Origin of the sequence: Phaeobacter sp. CECT 5382, from assembly GCF_001457775.1 — a bacterium.
Lineage (GTDB): Bacteria > Pseudomonadota > Alphaproteobacteria > Rhodobacterales > Rhodobacteraceae > Pseudophaeobacter.
In genome coordinates this window covers 34,745-51,086 of the sequence record NZ_CYSG01000024.1, presented here as the reverse complement: position 1 = coordinate 51,086, position 16,342 = coordinate 34,745, and the positions used below count along the sequence as shown (strand labels likewise).

17 protein-coding genes, 1 tRNA gene and 1 pseudogene are annotated in these 16,342 nt (G+C 58.2%); 12 read left to right on the top strand and 7 right to left on the bottom strand.

Features of this window, described 5'->3' with window-relative positions; all coding sequences use genetic code 11:
* A partial coding sequence (locus PH5382_RS17815) for an IS1380 family transposase (protein ID WP_156414925.1) occupies positions 1-692 on the top strand: 692 nt, incomplete at its 5' end.
* 11 nt (positions 693-703) lie between these two features.
* Here PH5382_RS17815 and PH5382_RS20055 read toward each other — a convergent pair.
* Both PH5382_RS20055 and PH5382_RS20345 read right to left on the bottom strand, forming a co-directional pair.
* Complete coding sequence (locus PH5382_RS20055; RefSeq protein WP_156414924.1) at positions 704-844, bottom strand: hypothetical protein; 141 nt, start codon at positions 842-844, stop codon at positions 704-706.
* Positions 777-1,055: a PAS domain-containing protein gene (locus PH5382_RS20345; RefSeq protein ID WP_156414959.1), complete on the bottom strand. Its 279-nt coding sequence runs from the start codon at positions 1,053-1,055 to the stop codon at positions 777-779. Before PH5382_RS20345 ends, PH5382_RS20055 begins: the two co-directional genes overlap by 68 nt.
* Positions 1,056-1,376: 321 nt before the next feature.
* Between PH5382_RS20345 and PH5382_RS17805 the strand changes: the two genes are divergently transcribed.
* Positions 1,377-2,249 carry a hypothetical protein gene (locus PH5382_RS17805; protein ID WP_058335739.1) on the top strand — a complete coding sequence of 291 codons (873 nt, stop codon included), beginning with the start codon at positions 1,377-1,379 and terminating at the stop codon, positions 2,247-2,249.
* Positions 2,250-2,375: 126 nt separating this feature from the next.
* Here the strand turns inward: PH5382_RS17805 and PH5382_RS17800 are convergent.
* The 4 genes from PH5382_RS17800 to PH5382_RS17785 form a co-directional block, all read right to left on the bottom strand.
* Positions 2,376-2,452: transfer RNA gene (locus PH5382_RS17800), tRNA-Arg, on the bottom strand.
* Between the two features lie 101 nt (positions 2,453-2,553).
* Positions 2,554-3,939, bottom strand: a complete 1,386-nt coding sequence (locus tag PH5382_RS17795; RefSeq protein ID WP_058335738.1) for a sensor histidine kinase — start codon at positions 3,937-3,939, stop codon at positions 2,554-2,556.
* A gap of 15 nt (positions 3,940-3,954) precedes the next feature.
* Positions 3,955-5,373, bottom strand: a complete 1,419-nt coding sequence (locus PH5382_RS17790; RefSeq protein ID WP_058335737.1) for a dihydrolipoyl dehydrogenase family protein — start codon at positions 5,371-5,373, stop codon at positions 3,955-3,957.
* Positions 5,374-5,376: 3 nt separating this feature from the next.
* Positions 5,377-6,108, bottom strand: coding sequence for a TVP38/TMEM64 family protein (locus PH5382_RS17785; protein WP_058335736.1), 732 nt, complete (start codon positions 6,106-6,108; stop codon positions 5,377-5,379).
* 387 nt (positions 6,109-6,495) lie between these two features.
* Between PH5382_RS17785 and rpmH the strand changes: the two genes are divergently transcribed.
* The 3 genes and pseudogenes from rpmH to yidD form a co-directional block, all read left to right on the top strand.
* A complete protein-coding gene (gene rpmH / locus PH5382_RS17780) occupies positions 6,496-6,630 on the top strand; it encodes a 50S ribosomal protein L34 (RefSeq protein WP_008554144.1) in 135 nt (44 codons plus the stop codon).
* 26 nt (positions 6,631-6,656) lie between these two features.
* Positions 6,657-7,109 (top strand): ribonuclease P protein component, encoded by a 453-nt coding sequence (rnpA, locus tag PH5382_RS17775; protein ID WP_058335735.1) that lies wholly within the window; start codon positions 6,657-6,659, stop codon positions 7,107-7,109.
* A 96-nt stretch (positions 7,110-7,205) separates the two neighbouring features.
* Positions 7,206-7,421, top strand: a pseudogene (gene yidD / locus PH5382_RS19560) (membrane protein insertion efficiency factor YidD); the annotation flags it as partial.
* 115 nt (positions 7,422-7,536) lie between these two features.
* Here yidD and PH5382_RS17765 read toward each other — a convergent pair.
* Positions 7,537-8,472 carry an alpha/beta fold hydrolase gene (locus PH5382_RS17765; RefSeq protein WP_058335733.1) on the bottom strand — a complete coding sequence of 312 codons (936 nt, stop codon included), beginning with the start codon at positions 8,470-8,472 and terminating at the stop codon, positions 7,537-7,539.
* Between the two features lie 132 nt (positions 8,473-8,604).
* On the opposite strand from PH5382_RS17765, the gene ttcA reads away from it, so the two are divergent.
* The 7 genes from ttcA (at position 8,605) to PH5382_RS17730 (ending at position 16,291) form a co-directional block, all read left to right on the top strand.
* The gene (ttcA, locus tag PH5382_RS17760; RefSeq protein WP_058335732.1) at positions 8,605-9,492 is read left to right on the top strand and encodes a tRNA 2-thiocytidine(32) synthetase TtcA; all 888 of its coding nucleotides are present in this window, start codon (positions 8,605-8,607) and stop codon (positions 9,490-9,492) included.
* Positions 9,493-9,557: 65 nt separating this feature from the next.
* Positions 9,558-11,102, top strand: a complete 1,545-nt coding sequence (locus PH5382_RS17755) for a putative bifunctional diguanylate cyclase/phosphodiesterase (RefSeq protein WP_058335731.1) — start codon at positions 9,558-9,560, stop codon at positions 11,100-11,102.
* A gap of 133 nt (positions 11,103-11,235) precedes the next feature.
* A complete protein-coding gene (gene yidC, locus PH5382_RS17750; protein WP_058335730.1) occupies positions 11,236-13,041 on the top strand; it encodes a membrane protein insertase YidC in 1,806 nt (601 codons plus the stop codon).
* A complete protein-coding gene (locus tag PH5382_RS17745) occupies positions 13,038-13,790 on the top strand; it encodes an MOSC domain-containing protein (protein ID WP_058335729.1) in 753 nt (250 codons plus the stop codon). The genes yidC and PH5382_RS17745 overlap by 4 nt, the downstream gene beginning before the upstream one ends.
* A complete protein-coding gene (gene yihA, locus PH5382_RS17740) occupies positions 13,790-14,440 on the top strand; it encodes a ribosome biogenesis GTP-binding protein YihA/YsxC (RefSeq protein WP_058335728.1) in 651 nt (216 codons plus the stop codon). The genes PH5382_RS17745 and yihA overlap by 1 nt, the downstream gene beginning before the upstream one ends.
* Before the next feature lie 31 nt (positions 14,441-14,471).
* Positions 14,472-14,813 (top strand): DUF2946 family protein, encoded by a 342-nt coding sequence (locus PH5382_RS17735; RefSeq protein ID WP_058335743.1) that lies wholly within the window; start codon positions 14,472-14,474, stop codon positions 14,811-14,813.
* Between the two features lie 80 nt (positions 14,814-14,893).
* Entirely contained in the window at positions 14,894-16,291 is a 1,398-nt protein-coding gene (locus PH5382_RS17730; RefSeq protein ID WP_058335727.1) for a PepSY-associated TM helix domain-containing protein, read from the top strand.
* Positions 16,292-16,342 lie beyond the last annotated feature (51 nt).

Below are 16,342 nucleotides of genomic sequence, written 5' to 3'. Positions count from 1 at the left end.
TCATCGCGCGATATGCGGATCGTCACCTGATGCGGTTCTTCCGGGGGGATGCTGCGTTCGCCATCCCGGAGCTATACAAAACTCTGGAACTGGAAAACTATTTCTACGCCATCCGCCTTCGGGCCAATCGCGTTCTTCAGGGCAAGATTGCGCATCTGCTCAAGCGCCCTGTGGGTCGTCCGCCAAAAGGCGTGAAGCGCATCTACGGCGACTTCCAATATCAGGCGGCATCTTGGGACAAACCTCGTCGTGTCATCGCCAAGGTGGAATGGCATCCCAGCGAGTTGTTCCCGCGCGTGGGCTTCGTGGTCACCAACATGCCGATGGAACCCGACTGGATCATCCGCTTCTACAACCAACGCGGCACCGCCGAGCAATACATCAAGGAAGGCAAGCAGGCGATCAACTGGACCCGTTTGTCCTGCAAAGGCATGGCGCAGAACGAGGTGCGGCTGCAACTCCATGCACTGGCTTACAATATCGGTGCCTTCCTACAGGGCACTGATCTACCTGATGAGATAGCCGACTGGTCACTGACAAGCCTGCAGACGCGATTGATCAAGATTGGTGCGAGGGTTGTGCGTCACGCCCGTGCAATCACCTTCCAACTGGCCGAGGTGGCTGTCAGCGGCGATCTGTTCAACCGCATCCTTGCGGCCATACATCGGCTGCGCGCACCGCCGGTTCCCTAATGACAACATCGTTAATCATAAAACCTGAACAAAAGCGGCTCAACCGGTCTATCCATACGGGGGTCGGTCAGACCAATATCCGGATCAACCTCGCCCCCGAGACCGGAAATCGGGCGCAGTTCGCGCGTCAGATGCCCGAACAACGGCACCATGGGTGCAAGAGGCTTGATAGGAGCGCAGAACAGCGGCAAGGTGGGCGGGAGGACGTTCTACTTGGGGAATGTCAGTTTCAACAAAAATGGAATGATGCTGGCCTTTGATCTCTTCCAATGCGTAGCCCATCGCAGCCAGAAAATTGCCATTGGCCGTCAAAATAGTGCCTTTTGGATCAAATTGGATGGTGGCCTGAGTGCGATCGATCATATCCGCGATCACCTTGTCCATCCCGTGCCCTGAAATATCATCCTGAGACTTCTTCTTGAAAAACAATGCCGTACTCCGCGCTCAACTTCATAAGATCTGACCGGATAGTTAGTCACCAAAGTCTATTTTTCTCTTAATTTTACGGTCCGGCGCCCAAAAATGATGCATTTGGAAAGCACCAAATATCCGACCTGCTTCCGGCACTTCAAGCCGCAGCCACGTTCAGTCGGCAGTTGCCTGTCGCCCTCTTGAGAACATTTTTCAAATCACGCATATTCGAAAAAAATATGGCTGTGCGCAGTGCCGCATGAGGAGCACATCATGTCAGGCAACGAGACCGACGTCGACGGACCACCGCGATGGTATCAGGAGATTTTCCCCGGGGGGGAGCGCAACGGTTTTTACGAGAAACTAACAGATCACGCACTGCTTTTTGTGGAACGCGACCCCGATATACTGGTCGTCACCTTCGACAACCTCTCGGATGCGGGAGGGCGGCACCTTGCACGCGAACCCTGGGCTGGCAAATTCGTCGCCGACAAGGGTTGGAGCCATTTCAGCGTGTTTTCAAAGGGGCCCCTGTGGTACCGGGATGCGCAGCTCATTTCCCGGCTGGAAGCCCTGCGTGACACCGGGTTGTTTACGCGCTTCAAACGTGTGGTTTTTTGCGGCACCTCCATGGGCGGCTTTGCAGCCCTGACCTTTTCCCAACTGGTTCCCGGCGCCGTGGTCATCGCCTTTAGTCCTCAAAGCAGCCTCGACACCGCAATCGTGCCCTGGGAAACTAGGTTCCGAAAAGGCCAGGTGCAAGACTGGACGCTGCCCTATTCGGACGCCGCCAAGGGTTTGGAGACTGCGCAAAAGGCCTATGTGATTTACGACCCCTTTGTCACCCAGGATGCTCTGCATGCAGAACGGTTATCGGCAGACACTGTGATGCGCCTGCATGCCCCGGGCTGCGGTCATAAATCCGCCTTTGCCCTGCGCCGTATGGACAGCCTGAAAGACATCATGACCGCTGCAATCACGGACCACTTGACCCCCACGAGTTTTGCCCAGCTCATTCGTGGTCGCAAAGAGATCTACCTCTATAAGCAGACGATGCAGCAGCACTTGCGGGATCGAAATCAAGAAGACCGCGCCCTTCGCTTTGGCGCAGCTTTCAAGGCGCGTCGACAGAAAAACAAGGCGTGAAAACAGTTTCGACGGACCGGAAAAACTGCCAAATCAGCGACAAGTTCGAATAGCCCAACTGCTGCAGCCTGTTTTGCGAAATGCCTGTTTTCGAAGCAGCGGATCGTGAAATCTGAAGAGGGGAAGTGGCGGACCGAGGAGGATTCGAACCCCCGACCCCCTGATTCGTAGTCAGGTACTCTATCCAGCTGAGCTATCGGTCCACTGCGGCGGGGTTTAGTCTCAGGGAACGAATGGCGCAACCCCAAAAACAGATTAGTTTCACCTTTCTGTCACATCAGCCCGTCAACAAGTCGTTGCGCGCTCAGATCGCGCCATCCCCTTTGGGCAATCGGATCTCAAAAATCGTCCCCGCTGGTCCCGTTTCACCAAGAGCAACCACCCCGCCATGACCGCGAATGAGTTCTGCCGCGATCGCCAGCCCCAGGCCACTGCCGCCCTTGCGGGTGCCACCCTGAAAAGGTGTGAACAGATTGTCTTGGGCTTTTTTGGGCAATCCGGGGCCAGTGTCCTGAACCGTTATCCACCAGGCATCATCCTCATCACGGGCAGATATTGTCACCTGTCCCGACTGCCCGGTTGAAACGATGGCCTGCCGGGCATTGCGCACCAGGTTCATCACCACGCGGAACAACTGTTCCGCATCACCACGCAGCATCAACCCCTTGGGCACAGCGTTTACAATCGACACTTCCGTGTCGGTGGCAGCCAGAGATTCGCTTTCGACAATATCATTGACCAGCTCACACAGCGGCACATGCGCAAAGGTCGGAGCCGGTTCTTCGGCGCGACCAAAGGCCAGGGTGCCTTCGCACAGCGACACTGCACGGGTGATGGAGTTCACCAGCTTAGGGGCCAGACGCCGCACCAGAGGGTCTTCGCTCATCTCGATACGGTCGGTAAACAGCTGCGCGGATGTCAGAATATTTCGTAGATCATGGCTGATCTTCGCCACCGCACCGCCAAGCTGGGCAAGACGTTCACGCTGCCGCAGCGCATGGGTCAGTTCGGTTTGCAGCTGCAACAACGCCTCTTCGGCCTCGCGCAGCTCACTGACGCCAGCATTGGGCTGGATAATCCCGCGCGCATCCTCAGGCGCGGCAGCATAGCGCTGCATATAGCCGACAACGCCCTTGATCGGGCGCACCAGAAACACTCGCACCGCCGCAAACAGCAACAGGGCCGTGAAGATCGAAATCACCGCCGAGAGCAACAGGATACGGACGCCGTAATCGATCATCGCCATCCGCAATGGCGCGGTCTCGATGGTGATTTCTATCAGCAGTCCGGCATCGCGCACCGGAGCGCCAATGACACGGATGATCCGGTTTTCCGGACTGGCCAGTTGCTGGAACGCATCCCCGATCAGGGTAAAGGCATTGGCCATGCGCAAATCATAAGTCCCGGCAATCGCCTGCGGGATAGGGGAAGACAGCATCAACTGCCGGATCTCGTCGCGGCGCAACACCACGTTGTAAACACCGGCGTTTTCCAGCAGTTCTGCTTCGAGCTCTGTTTCCAGCATATCGTCAGCCAGAAGCGCCAGCGAGGCAATCTGCGCCCGTTCCAGCCGTTCAGAGAGATAGTCGAGTCGGAAGCGCGAGATCGACGGCACAAAGATCAGCACTTCAGCCAGCATCACAAAGACCGTGGTCAGAACCAGAAACCGACCCGAAAGCGAATTCAGCATACAGGCCCTTCCCGTCTATGGGATCCAGCGCTGAACAAAGCGCACAGCACGTTTGACGAAGGGGCTATCAAATAGCCTTGGCGAAAAATAAGCCCCAGCGACACGTTTGTTGATCTCCCCAATCGACGGGTAGGGTGCCACCATCGCAGCAACCTGACTCATCTTCAGCTTATTCGCCAATGCCAAAGACCACAATGAAATCAACTCCCCCGCCTGATGACCGACAATCGTCGCCCCAACGGGACGTCCCTTGACCACCATGACCTTGATAAACCCCTTGGTTTTCAACTCGGCCAGAGCGCGGTCATTATGATGATAGTCAAACCGCGCCAGTTCCAGCGCTGCACCATATTTTGAACGGGCTTCGGCCTCGGCCAGCCCGACCTGTGCCAGTTCAGGATCAGTGTAGGTGGCGCGCGGAATATGGAAGTCTTGCGCCTTTGACGGCAGGCCAAACAGGACTGAGCGGATGATAACCCCGGCATGATAGCCCGCCACATGGGTGAACTGCAGCCCGCCCGCGACATCACCTATGGCATAAACCCGCCGGTTGCTGGTGCGCAGCCCGGCGTCAACCTTGATGCCAGCGCGGCTGGGTTCAATCCCGCCTGCGGCCAGATTCAGGCGATCCACATTGGCCTTTCGGCCGACCGCCATCAACAGATGGCTGCCCGTGAAGCTGCGACCGTCTTTGGTTTTCACCTCGATCGCCCCGGCTTCGCCGCTGATTTCGGCCGCCAGCGCGTCTTCGGCGATTTCGACGCCCTCGCCGCGCAGCGCATCCAGCACCACAGCTGCGGCTTCCGGATCATCCCGGCCCAGCGCCTTGGCGCCCTCGATGACCGTGACCTTGCACCCCAGCCGGATATGCGCCTGCGCCATCTCCATGCCAATGGGGCCACCGCCGATGATCAGCAGATGGTCGGGGCGCTCGCGCAGATCAAACAGAGTTTCATTGGTCTCATAGGGGACAGTCTCCAGCCCCGGCACCGGCGGCACAAACGGCGACGACCCGGTGGCAATCACCACGCGGCGCGCCTGGATCACATGATCACCGGCCTGCACCTCTGTTGGGGAAATAAAGCTGCCAAATGCGCGAATGACCCGCACGCCAAAACCTTCGAACCGCTCCTGGCTGTCCATCGGCGTGATGGCATCAATAGTATTTTGCACATGGTCCTTGGCAGCTGCGTAATCCGCCTGCGGTACCTGATCAGCGACACCAAAAGATGCGGCATGCGCCTGACCATAGGCCGCCTTGGCACTGGCCAGCAGCGCTTTGGAGGGGACGCAGCCGTAGTTCAGACAGTCGCCCCCCATCTTGTGGCCCTCAAGCAGGACAACATCGGCCCCCATCTGACTGGCCCCGGCGGCAACAGACAGGCCACCCGATCCGGCACCGATCACCAGAAGGTCACATTTGATAGGGCTCATGACTCAGCTCTCTTTCTTTGGGCGCAGGGTTTTGACAATGATCGGCATGGTTGCCAGCACGCAGAGCCCAAGGATCGGGCCAATCACATGCGGCTCCCACAGCAGCGACAGATCGGGATCCTCGCCGCGATCAAAGACCTCGCCGACGCCAACGCCGATCCAGGTAAAGACAATCGCACCTGGAATGATGCCCAGCGCCGTCGTCCAAAGGAAATTGCCAAAGCGCACCCCCACCAGGGCCGGCAGCAGGTTGGCCACAAAGAATGGCACCGCAGGCACCAGCCGCAGCAACAGCAGCACTTCGACCTCGTTCTGGCGCAGGGCGTTTTTCAGCATCTGAATACGGCCTTCCGCCGATTCGAGCTTGGCCGTCAGCATTTCGCCCAGCCCCCAGCGCGCCGCCAGAAAGATCCCTGACGCGCCAATTGTGGCCGAAACGACATTCAGCGCTGTCCCGGAGAACAGCCCGAACAGAAATCCGCCAGTGACCGATGCCACCGCAGCACCCGGCAGGGAAAACACCACAATGAGAATGTAAACTCCGGCAAAAATGGCAGCGAGCCCCAGATAGTTCTGATCCCGAAACGCCATCAGCGCCTCGCGATTGTCGCGCAGGGTGTCGAAAGTCAGGTGGTCTTTCAGGGTTATCGCCCCAATCAGCGCAACACTCACAACAGCAATCAAAGGCAGGTGTCGGCTTAGGCCCGATTTAGATGTCTCTGTCGTCTTACTCATCTGTGGGCCTTTCTGTAGGCTTTGGTGGTGTGTAGGGCTGCCAGTTTGCTGCCAATCTCCTGGCACCTAAAAGCGCCCATAGCGTGCTACGCTGAAATGAGCCCCTGTGCGAGCCATTGCAGGGTTTCATCACGGGGCCTTGATCTGATAGCCTCCATTTTGTGAGGTTTCGATGGTTTACGGCGAAATCTGCAACATTTCAGGACGTGCATGGCAGGCTAGTTGGGCCATTTCCTGCGGTTTTTGACAAAAATGTTGCGCCCGAATGCCAAAAGACAGGCCGCAGGGTTTGACTTGGCAGAGAATCCCTTCTAATGACCGGGCTTCGAGATAGACCCCCCGGGTGGCGATTCCGCTTGCCCGATGTAGAAATTGGAGACCGGAGCGATGAAACGCACCTATCAGCCTTCGAACCTGGTTCGTAAACGTCGCCACGGTTTCCGTGCGCGCATGGCCACCAAGGCAGGCCGCAAGATCCTCAACGCACGCCGCGCACGTGGCCGCAAGGAGCTGAGCGCATAAGCGCACAGCTTCAAGGATTGACAGATATGACACCGCCGAAGGCCCCTGAGGACAGCACAGCTGACCATGGGAACCAGCCTTCGGCGGTTTCTGTTTGCGCAGAGCCCCCTGCCCCCCAGGCCAGACCGGTCCCGCAACCGGCTCCGCTTCTGGTTCTTTCCAAGCGCAGTGAATTTCTTGCTGCCGCCCGCGCCCGCCGTCAGGGCACAAAAAGCATGATGGTGCAGGGCCGAAAACGCAAAGAGGGAGAAGCCGAAGGGATTCGGGTCGGGTTCACCTGTTCCAAAAAAGTTGGCAACGCCGTGGCCCGCAACCGCGCAAAGCGTCGATTGCGCGAAGCTGCACGCATGGTCTTGCCACAGATCGGCCATTTGGGTTGGGATTATGTTCTCATCGGGCGGGCTGAAGCAACTGCCGCGCGCGACTTCGAAGATCTCAAACGTGACCTGGCCTATGCGGTGAAAAAGATCCACGGCTGACGGTGGGCGCCAAAGAGCCATTTCGGCAAATCTGAGCAATTCTCTTCTCCAGCCCTTTATCACGCCTGCAGCAAAGCCTATCTAGGCCTTATGACAATGACCCCGCTTGCCCATCTCCTGGCCCTGCCAGTGCGTGCCTACCGGCTGTTCTTTTCGCCCTGGGTTGGATTCAACTGTCGGTATCAGCCCACCTGCTCTGCCTATGCGCTGGAAGCCTTTGAAAAACACGGGGGCCTCAAGGGGGCCTGGCTGACGGCGCGCCGTATCGGTCGTTGCCATCCCCTGGGTGGAGATGGCTATGACCCAGTTCCGGGCACGGATATGGATACGGACACAGGCCCAAGAACAGGCACAGGCACAGCGCACACGAAAGCAAGCCATAAGCCCGCAGCAATCTCCCCTGAAACCGCCCCAGACGCGCCTTCGGTCACGTCAAAGCAAGATTGCCCTGGTCGCTGCGGCCACGAGTCGGAATGACGTCGCGATCCAGTTTGCCCATGAACGTATGGTAGAGATCCTCGTAGAAACGCTGTGATTCAAAATACCAGCGGTGAGACATGCCAACCGCATCGCCAAAGGTCTCACGGTTCTGTTTGAAATACGCGCCACAATAAAGGTTCACCGCTTTTTCCGAATGCGCATCCGGCAGACCGACCCGGCCCAGGCGCCGGCTGACGCCGATCCGTTTGACCTCGGAGATCGAGAGAATATCGTCAAAAGGACTGTAGTAGCTTGTCACCCGCGTGCTGTGGCGCAGCAACGACGATGATTTCGAGCTGCCATCAATCATCGACTTCTGCGAAATATCCGCGGCCACCAGGGCAATTTGACTGACGGTCCAGCTTTTCTGTGCGGTTTTGTGATCATCATCCGCATAGTCAAAGGCCTCGCGCAGCAAAAAGCAGCCCATGGAATGCGCCAGAACGTGGACATTGAAGTCGCAATTCTCGGTTTGCATGGCCGACAACCGGGTTATGCCGTCCTGAAACAGACGGTCCGCCGACAGACGCGCATCGCGCCGGTCCGATGAATAGCCCAGCGCGGATCCATCACTGGGCCAGTCAAAACTGACAAGAGTTCCCTTGAAACCCTGTGCCTCCAGACCTTTGCGGATCTTACGGTGGCGTTCCAGCATGTCATATTGTTCTGTATTGAAGCCATGTACAAAGACCACGATATGCCCTTTCAGCGGTGGCTTTGCCCCAGCCTTTTCCTGAACTTTCTTGAACCAACTGGTCTTTTTTATTTCATGGGCGCGGCTCACCTTGTTCACTGATCCCGGAACCGCCAGATATTTCGCGCGGCCCAGACTGTCAGAATAGCCATCACCAGATCGGCCGCGCACGGAAAAGAAATAATCCATACCAAAAACCCTTTCAAAATACCCGTTCAAATCCTGCGGCGAGCGTAGCACAACCCAAGGCTGCGCAACTAGGGTTTTGACTTTCCGGGCTGTCCTGGCCTATGCCTCGCGCCAGGATTTAGGAGCCCGGCAATGCTTGATAATGACCGCGACGACATTCACCCGCTCTTTGCCGGTGCCCCCTCGACCACCGAGTTCAAGAAACTGCGCAAACGCATCGTGCGATATGCCCGTGAAGCCATCGAACAATACGGCATGGTGGAACGCCCGGCAGATGGCAGCACGCCGCGCTGGCTGGTCTGCCTGTCCGGTGGCAAGGATAGCTACACCCTGCTGGCGGTCCTGCATGAGCTGAAGTGGCGCGGCTTGCTGCCAGTTGATCTTCTGGCCTGCAATCTGGATCAGGGGCAACCGGGTTTTCCGGCAACCGTGCTGCCTGCCTTTCTGGAAAAGATGGGTGTGCCGCATCGAATCGAATATCAGGACACCTACAGTATCGTAGTCGACAAGGTACCCGCTGGGCGCACGTTTTGCGCGCTCTGCTCGCGGCTGCGCCGCGGCAACCTGTACCGGGTTGCGCGCGAAGAAGGCTGCTCGGCAGTGATTCTCGGCCATCACCGCGATGATATCCTCGAAACCTTCTTCATGAACCTGTTCCACGGCGGGCGCCTGGCCACCATGCCGCCCAAACTGGTCAATGAAGAAGGTGATCTCTTTGTCTATCGCCCCCTCGCTCATGTGGCCGAGGAAGATTGTGAAAAATTCGCAAAAGCAATGGACTACCCGATCATTCCCTGTGATCTTTGTGGCAGTCAGGACGGGCTACAGCGCCAGCAGGTCAAGCAGATTCTCGACCAATGGGAGCGCAACAGCCCCGGTCGCCGACAGGTCATGTTCCGTTCGCTGATGAATGCCCGACCTTCCCATCTGCTGGACCCCAAACTCTTTGATTTTATGGGACTTGCACGCAAATCAACGTCAGAAACGCCGGATTCCGAGGAAATTCCTCTGCTGCGTTAACTTCAGAGTCAGAAGCAGTCCCTTAATCTGCCAGAGCATACTTGCTTTAGGCGAAAGGTCTGAACATGACAAAAGCGAATTCAGGTCTCCTGAACCGAATTCGGACAAGATTGGCCCCGGCGCTGTTCGCGCCGCCCATTCTGGCGTTCTTGCCTGCCCTCACTCTCGCGACTTTCTGGTTGGGCGGCGAAGCTGCTCTGTTGTGGGTCGCTCTCGGGCTTCCCCTGGTCTTTGCCGCCATGGGTGGTTTTTCCGGTCGTGGCCGCAATGCAGTCCCACGCGACAATGTCACTGGCTTGATGCTGCGCGAAGGCTTTGAGCTGGAACTGGACCGGGTCTTTCACGACTGTGCCAAATCAGGTCTGCGCTCGGCGCTTTATGTGATCGAAGTGGATGATTTCAAGGACCTCGTGCATCGTGACGGGCAAGAAGCCGGTGATCGGGTCATGCTGAACTGTGGCGAGAGAATCGCCAGCACTTTGCGCAACGGCGATACCGTGGCCCGCATTGGCGACAGCAAGTTCGCCATTTGCCTTACCCCTGTGTTGCAGCTGGATCTCGAATCCTGTGTGCAGCTGGCAGGCCGCATCCAGGCCGCCGTAGAAGAACCCATTTCGCTGGACGGCAGCACCGTTTACGTTTCCTGTTCCATTGGCTTTTGCCTGCACAGCCGCGCCCCCGGAGAGACCCCCGCCGAATGGACCACTGCAGCCGCAGCGGCCCTCAGCGAGGCCCAACAAAATGGCCCCTCGGGCATTCGGGTGTTTTCGGCAGACATGCAACAGCGCAGCATGGCCCGTGGCAGCCTGCGCGAAGAGGCAGCAGAAGCCCTGGAGGCAGGCCAGATCCTGCCATGGTTCCAGCCGCAAATCTGCACCGACACCGGTCGCGTCTCCGGCTTTGAGGCGCTGGCGCGCTGGATGCATCCCGTACGCGGGCTGGTTCCCCCGGCAAAATTCCTCCCTGTCCTTGAGGACGCCGGCTTGATGGAACGCCTCAGCCAGGTCATGCTCTATCATTCCCTGACCGCACTGAATGCCTGGGATGCCGCCGGTGTGAAAGTCCCGGCAGTTGGAGTGAATTTCGCCACCCAGGAACTGCGCAATCCGAATCTGTCGGAAAACATCAAATGGGAGCTGGAGCGTTTTGGCCTGCCGCCGACCCGTCTTTCGGTGGAAATCCTGGAAACCGTGATGACCGACCAGCCTGACGATGTCGTCACCCGTAATATCGCCGCCCTCAGCGAGCTGGGCTGCCATATTGAACTGGACGATTTTGGCACTGGCCATGCATCCATCTCTGCTGTGCGCCGGTTCAATATCTCACGAATCAAGATTGACCGGTCTTTCGTGCTGCGTGCAGACCGTGACCCTGACCAGCAGAAACTCATTGCTGCCATCCTGACCATGGCCGAGCGTCTCGACCTGGAAACTCTGGCCGAAGGGGTAGAGACCGTTGGTGAGCACGCGCTTCTGGCTCAGCTAGGCTGTGACCACGTTCAGGGTTTCGGCATTGGCCGTCCAATGCCTTTTGACCAGACACTGGACTGGATCACGGCGCATGAGGCAAAGCTGCAAGATGCACCGGAAATCGGGCGTCACACCCGCTGATCCCCTCCTGATCTGCTGTTTTCGGCCGCCGGGGCGCATTGCTGCCCCGGTTTTCCGCGATTCTGCTTGACCTTTGGGGGGCATCTCTGTTGAACCACACCCTGTCATTCCCTACACGAGGTGGCAGTCCCAAATGGACGACCAGAACAAGAATCTCATTCTCGCGACCGCACTCAGCTTCCTGGTAATTCTCGGGTGGTATAGTTTTTTCCCACCCCCAGAGCCGGAGCCGGCACCGGAAGCCCTGGCTGCTGAAACGGCACCAGCAGGTGATACCGCCAGCACGCCAAGTGCCGCTGCAGCCGAAGCTGTGGCCAGCCAAAGCAGCGAAGAGGCCAACGCCTCTGATGCGCCGCGTCTCAGCATCGAAACCGACCGGCTATCCGGCAGCATCTCGCTGCAGGGCGGTCGCATCGACGATCTGGCGCTGAAAGATTACCGCGTCACCATCGACAATCCTGAAATCGTCCAGTTCCTGTCGCCCGTCGGCGAACCAGGTGCCTATTACGCCCTCTACGGCTGGGCTGCAGGCAGTGGCCTCGGGTTTGAGGACGTCCCCAATGCCAACACGATCTGGACCGCTGCCAGCGATGCGACGCTGACCCCTGACAGCCCGGTGACCCTCTCTTGGGACAACGGCAAGGGCCTGACGTTCAGCCGCACCATCGCGGTGGACCAGGACTATATGTTCTCGATCTCCCAGTCGGTCAGCAACGCCTCTGGCGAGACCGTTGCACTGGCCCCCTATGGTACTCTGGCACGCCATGGTGAGCCTGCGGATCTGAAGAACTTCTTCATCCTGCACGAAGGTGTTGTCGGCATGACCGACGGCGAACTGGCAGAGCTGGACTATTCGGATGTTGCCGACTTTGAGATCGATCCACGTGATGGATCACGATCCGAGATCAAGCAGGTCGAAGCCAATGGCTGGATCGGCTTCACCGATCACTACTGGATGTCGACCCTGATTCCTGCCCCCGGTCAGGCCTTCCGCTCGATCGCCAAATACGACGAACGCCGCGAGATCTATCAGACAGATGTGGTCCTGCCGACCGTGACCCTTGCCGATGGTGAATCAACCGAAGTCACCACCCAGCTGTTTTCCGGCGCCAAGGAATGGGCAACCATCCGCGCCTATGAAAAGGGCGGCATTGCCGGTTTCCTCGACAGCATCGACTGGGGCTGGTTCTTCTTCCTGACCAAACCGATGTTTGCGGTTCTGCATTGGCTGAATGCGCTGATCGGCAACATGGGCTGGGCCATCATCGGCCTCACCATTCTGATCAAGATCATCGTCTTCCCGCTGGCCTATAAATCCTATGCCTCGATGGCAAAGATGAAAGAGCTGCAGCCGGAGATGGAGAAGCTGAAAGAACGGGTTGGTGACGACCGTCAAAAGCAGCAGAAAGAGATCATGGAGCTGTATAAGCGGGAAAAAGTGAACCCCGCTGCCGGCTGTTTGCCAATTCTGATCCAGATCCCGATCTTCTTCTCGCTCTATAAGGTGATCTTTGTCACACTGGAGCTGCGTCATGCGCCCTTCTTTGGTCCGTTCCAGGATCTGAGCGCGCCTGACCCAACCTCGCTGATCAATCTCTTTGGTCTGCTGCCCTTTGAAGGCCCTGCACCCGACAGCATCCTGGCGCTGGTCTTTATCGGTATCCTGCCCATCCTGCTGGGTATTTCGATGTGGCTGCAGCAAAAGCTGAACCCTGCGCCCACGGATCCCACCCAGCAGATGATCTTTGCTTGGATGCCCTGGGTCTTCATGTTCATGCTGGGCGGTTTTGCCTCTGGCCTGGTGGTGTACTGGATTGCCAACAACACCATTACATTCAGCCAGCAGTATCTGATCATGCGCAGCCACGGCTACAAGCCGGATGTGTTTGGCAATATCAAGTCGAGCTTCAAGAAGAAGCCAAAAACGGATCAGAAATGATCCACAGCGTTACAGATATCTGGCGCCACCCGCTCAAATCACACGGGCGCGAAGCACTGGACAGCGTAACCATGATCGCCGGGCAAACCATGCCCGGCGATCGCGTCTGGGCCGTAGCCCATGATGCCTCCAAGGCGGATGGGTCCCAATGGGCCCCCTGCGCCAATTTCACCCGGGGTGCCAAAGCGCCGCAGCTGATGGCGATCAACGCCCAGCTGGAGGATGTCACGGGTCAGCTGACCCTCTCCCATCCCGATCGCCCCGATCTCAGCTTTGATCCCGACGCCGCCGCAGACCTGCAGCGGTTTCTCGATTGGGAAAAGCCGCTGACACCAGCTGATCGCGCCGCCTCTGCCCGCATTATTCGGGTGCCCGGTCGCGGCATGACCGACACTGATTTCCCATCTGTTTCCCTGTGTAACTGGGACTCTCATCGCGCGGTCGAGGCCGCTATCGGGCACGACCTGTCGCCGAAACGCTGGCGCGGCAATATCTGGTTCGATCTGGGCGCCCCCTGGGCTGAGAACGACCTGATGGGCAGCCAGATCCAGATCGGCGAAGTAACATTCCTCATTCGCGAACGCGTAACGCGTTGCCTGGCCACCACCGCCAATCCCGAGACCGGCGTGCGCGACGCCGATACCCTGAAGACCCTCAAGGAGACCTGGGGGCATCAGGATTTCTCTGTCTACGCCGAAGTCATCACCGGTGGTGACATCCGACTGGGCGATAGCGTAAAGGTACTGTGATGCAGATCCCGTTTTCTTTGGCCGAAGAGCCTGACCAAATCACCGCCGAAAAGGGCCGCAAACTGTTTGCGGGCGAGTCCCTTTTTGTCAAAGGCGTCGTCGCCATGTCCGGCCTGCCCGATGCCGACCGGATGGAGGTCTGTTTTGCCGGGCGTTCAAACGTCGGCAAATCCAGCCTGATCAATGCCCTCACCGGTACCAAAGGTCTGGCGCGGGCGTCAAACACACCAGGGCGCACGCAGGAAATCAACTATTTCACCCAAGGCCCCGATCTCTATCTCGTCGACCTGCCCGGCTATGGCTATGCTAACGCGCCGCTGGCCGTGGTGGAGAAATGGCAAAAGCTGCTCAAACGCTATCTCAGCGGGCGACAGACCCTGCGCCGCGCCTTTGTGCTGATTGACAGCCGCCACGGCGTCAAAGACGTCGACGAAGAGATCATGAGCCTGCTGGATAGTTCCGCCGTGACCTTCCAATGCGTCATGACCAAGGCCGACAAGGTAAAGCTCAAAGACCGTGAGCGCGTGATGGAACAGGTGCGTACTGCCCTGGCTCGCCACCCCGCCGCTTATCCTGAAATCGTGCTGACCTCGTCTGAAAAAGGCGATGGTATCGCCACGCTGCGCTCCATCATCTGCGGCCTCGAATAAACAAGTGCTGCGCCGCCTGTTCTCATATCTCATGCTGTTCACAATCAGCGCTGCCGGACTGGTTCCGGCAGGCTGGATGCCTACACATGATGGAGACGGGCGGGTGCTCTTGGTGATCTGCACCACCGATGGGGTGCAGGAACAGTGGGTCGATCTGGGTGAAGATAGTCCGACCCCACATCCAACGGAACAAATGGACGACCGTAGTTGTCCATTCTCGGCGCTATCCGCCAGCGCCACCCTGCCTGATACCGGGCCAGAGCTGGCGCTGAATACACCTCTGACAGCCCGCTGGGCTGATCAGAGCTTCACCCATCATACGGCCGGTTTTCACTGGCGCTATGATGCGCGCGGGCCGCCCGCACTCTCCTGAACATTCAAAACCGCATGCTTTGAAGCCGCGCTGTCCTGACACCAAGGCAGCAGGCCCAGTTCTGATTTGGAGAGATCACCATGGCAACAAGCCAACCGCATGAAGCGGGCCAATCACGCTCGCTGACCGACAAATTCTATTTTGCCGCCTGGCGCTGGCATTTTTACGCAGCCCTCTACGTGGTTCCGTTTTTTCTGGTGCTTGCCACCACCGGGTTGATGATGATGTTCATCACCCAGTTTGACGGTCGCGATGGCGAAACCATTCAGATCACCCAGGGCGAAACAGTTCTGAACCTCGAACAGCAATCCGCGGCGGCCCTAGCCGCGCAGCCCGGCACCCTGACCGAATGGATCGGCCCCAAGGCCCCGGATCTTGCAACGGTCTTTCGCATCAAAACCGACGACGGCCAGCGTCTGGTGGCGCTGAACCAGTATACTGGCGACGTGCTTGAGATCTGGGACCGCCGCGCGGGATGGTATGATTTTGCCGACAACCTGCATTCCGATCTGCTGATTGGCACCATTGGCGACCGCCTGATTGAAATCGCCGCCGGACTGGGCCTCGTGCTGGTTCTGACCGGGCTTTACCTCTGGTGGCCCCGTGGCAATGCCATGGCCGCCTTTGTGCCCGATCTGCGGGCTCGGGGACGGGCGCTATGGAAAAGCCTGCACGCGGTCACCGGCTTTTGGATTTCGGTGTTGCTGGTCATCTTCCTGATTTCCGGGATGTCCTGGACCGGGATTTGGGGCGGCAAGATGATGCAGGCTTGGAGCACCTTTCCCGCCGCCAAATGGGACAATGTCCCGCTGTCTGATTCGATCCATGCGGACATGAACCACGGTGCCACAAATGATGTGCCCTGGGCGCTGGAGCAAACCCCGATGCCCGCGTCCGGTTCTGAAGCCGGGATCACCGGCATTCCAGAAGGCACAGCCGTCAATATCCACAGCCTTGTCATTCTTGGCCGGATGCTGGGAATGGACGGGCGCTTTCGGGTCGCCTACCCCGGTGGCGAAGGCGGTGTCTGGACCATCAACCGCGACAGCATGAGCAGCGATTCGGACGACCCCTTTGTGGATCGCACCATCCATGTTGATCAGTATACCGGCAAGATCCTCGCGGACGTGAAATATGATGACTACTCCTGGGCCGGCAAAGCCATGGCTGTGGGCATTCCGTTTCACATGGGGCTGATGGGCACCTGGAACTTTATCCTCAACGTGGTGTTCTGCCTGTCGGTGATCTTTGTGTCGATCTCTGGGGTAGTGATGTGGGTGAGGCGCCGCCCGTCAGGTGCCGGTCGTCTGGCTGCCCCCCCTCTCCCTGCTGATCTACCTTTCTGGAAAGGTGCGGTACTGATTGGTCTCTTTACCGCGATGGCTTTTCCACTGGTCGGGCTGACGCTCTTGGTCGTGCTTGCCTTTGATCTGCTGATCCTCAGTAACATCCCGGCGATGAAACGCGCCTTTAGCTAGCCCTGCTCAGCTAATCCTGATTGGCTCCTCACTCATCCCTCACCGAGGGTG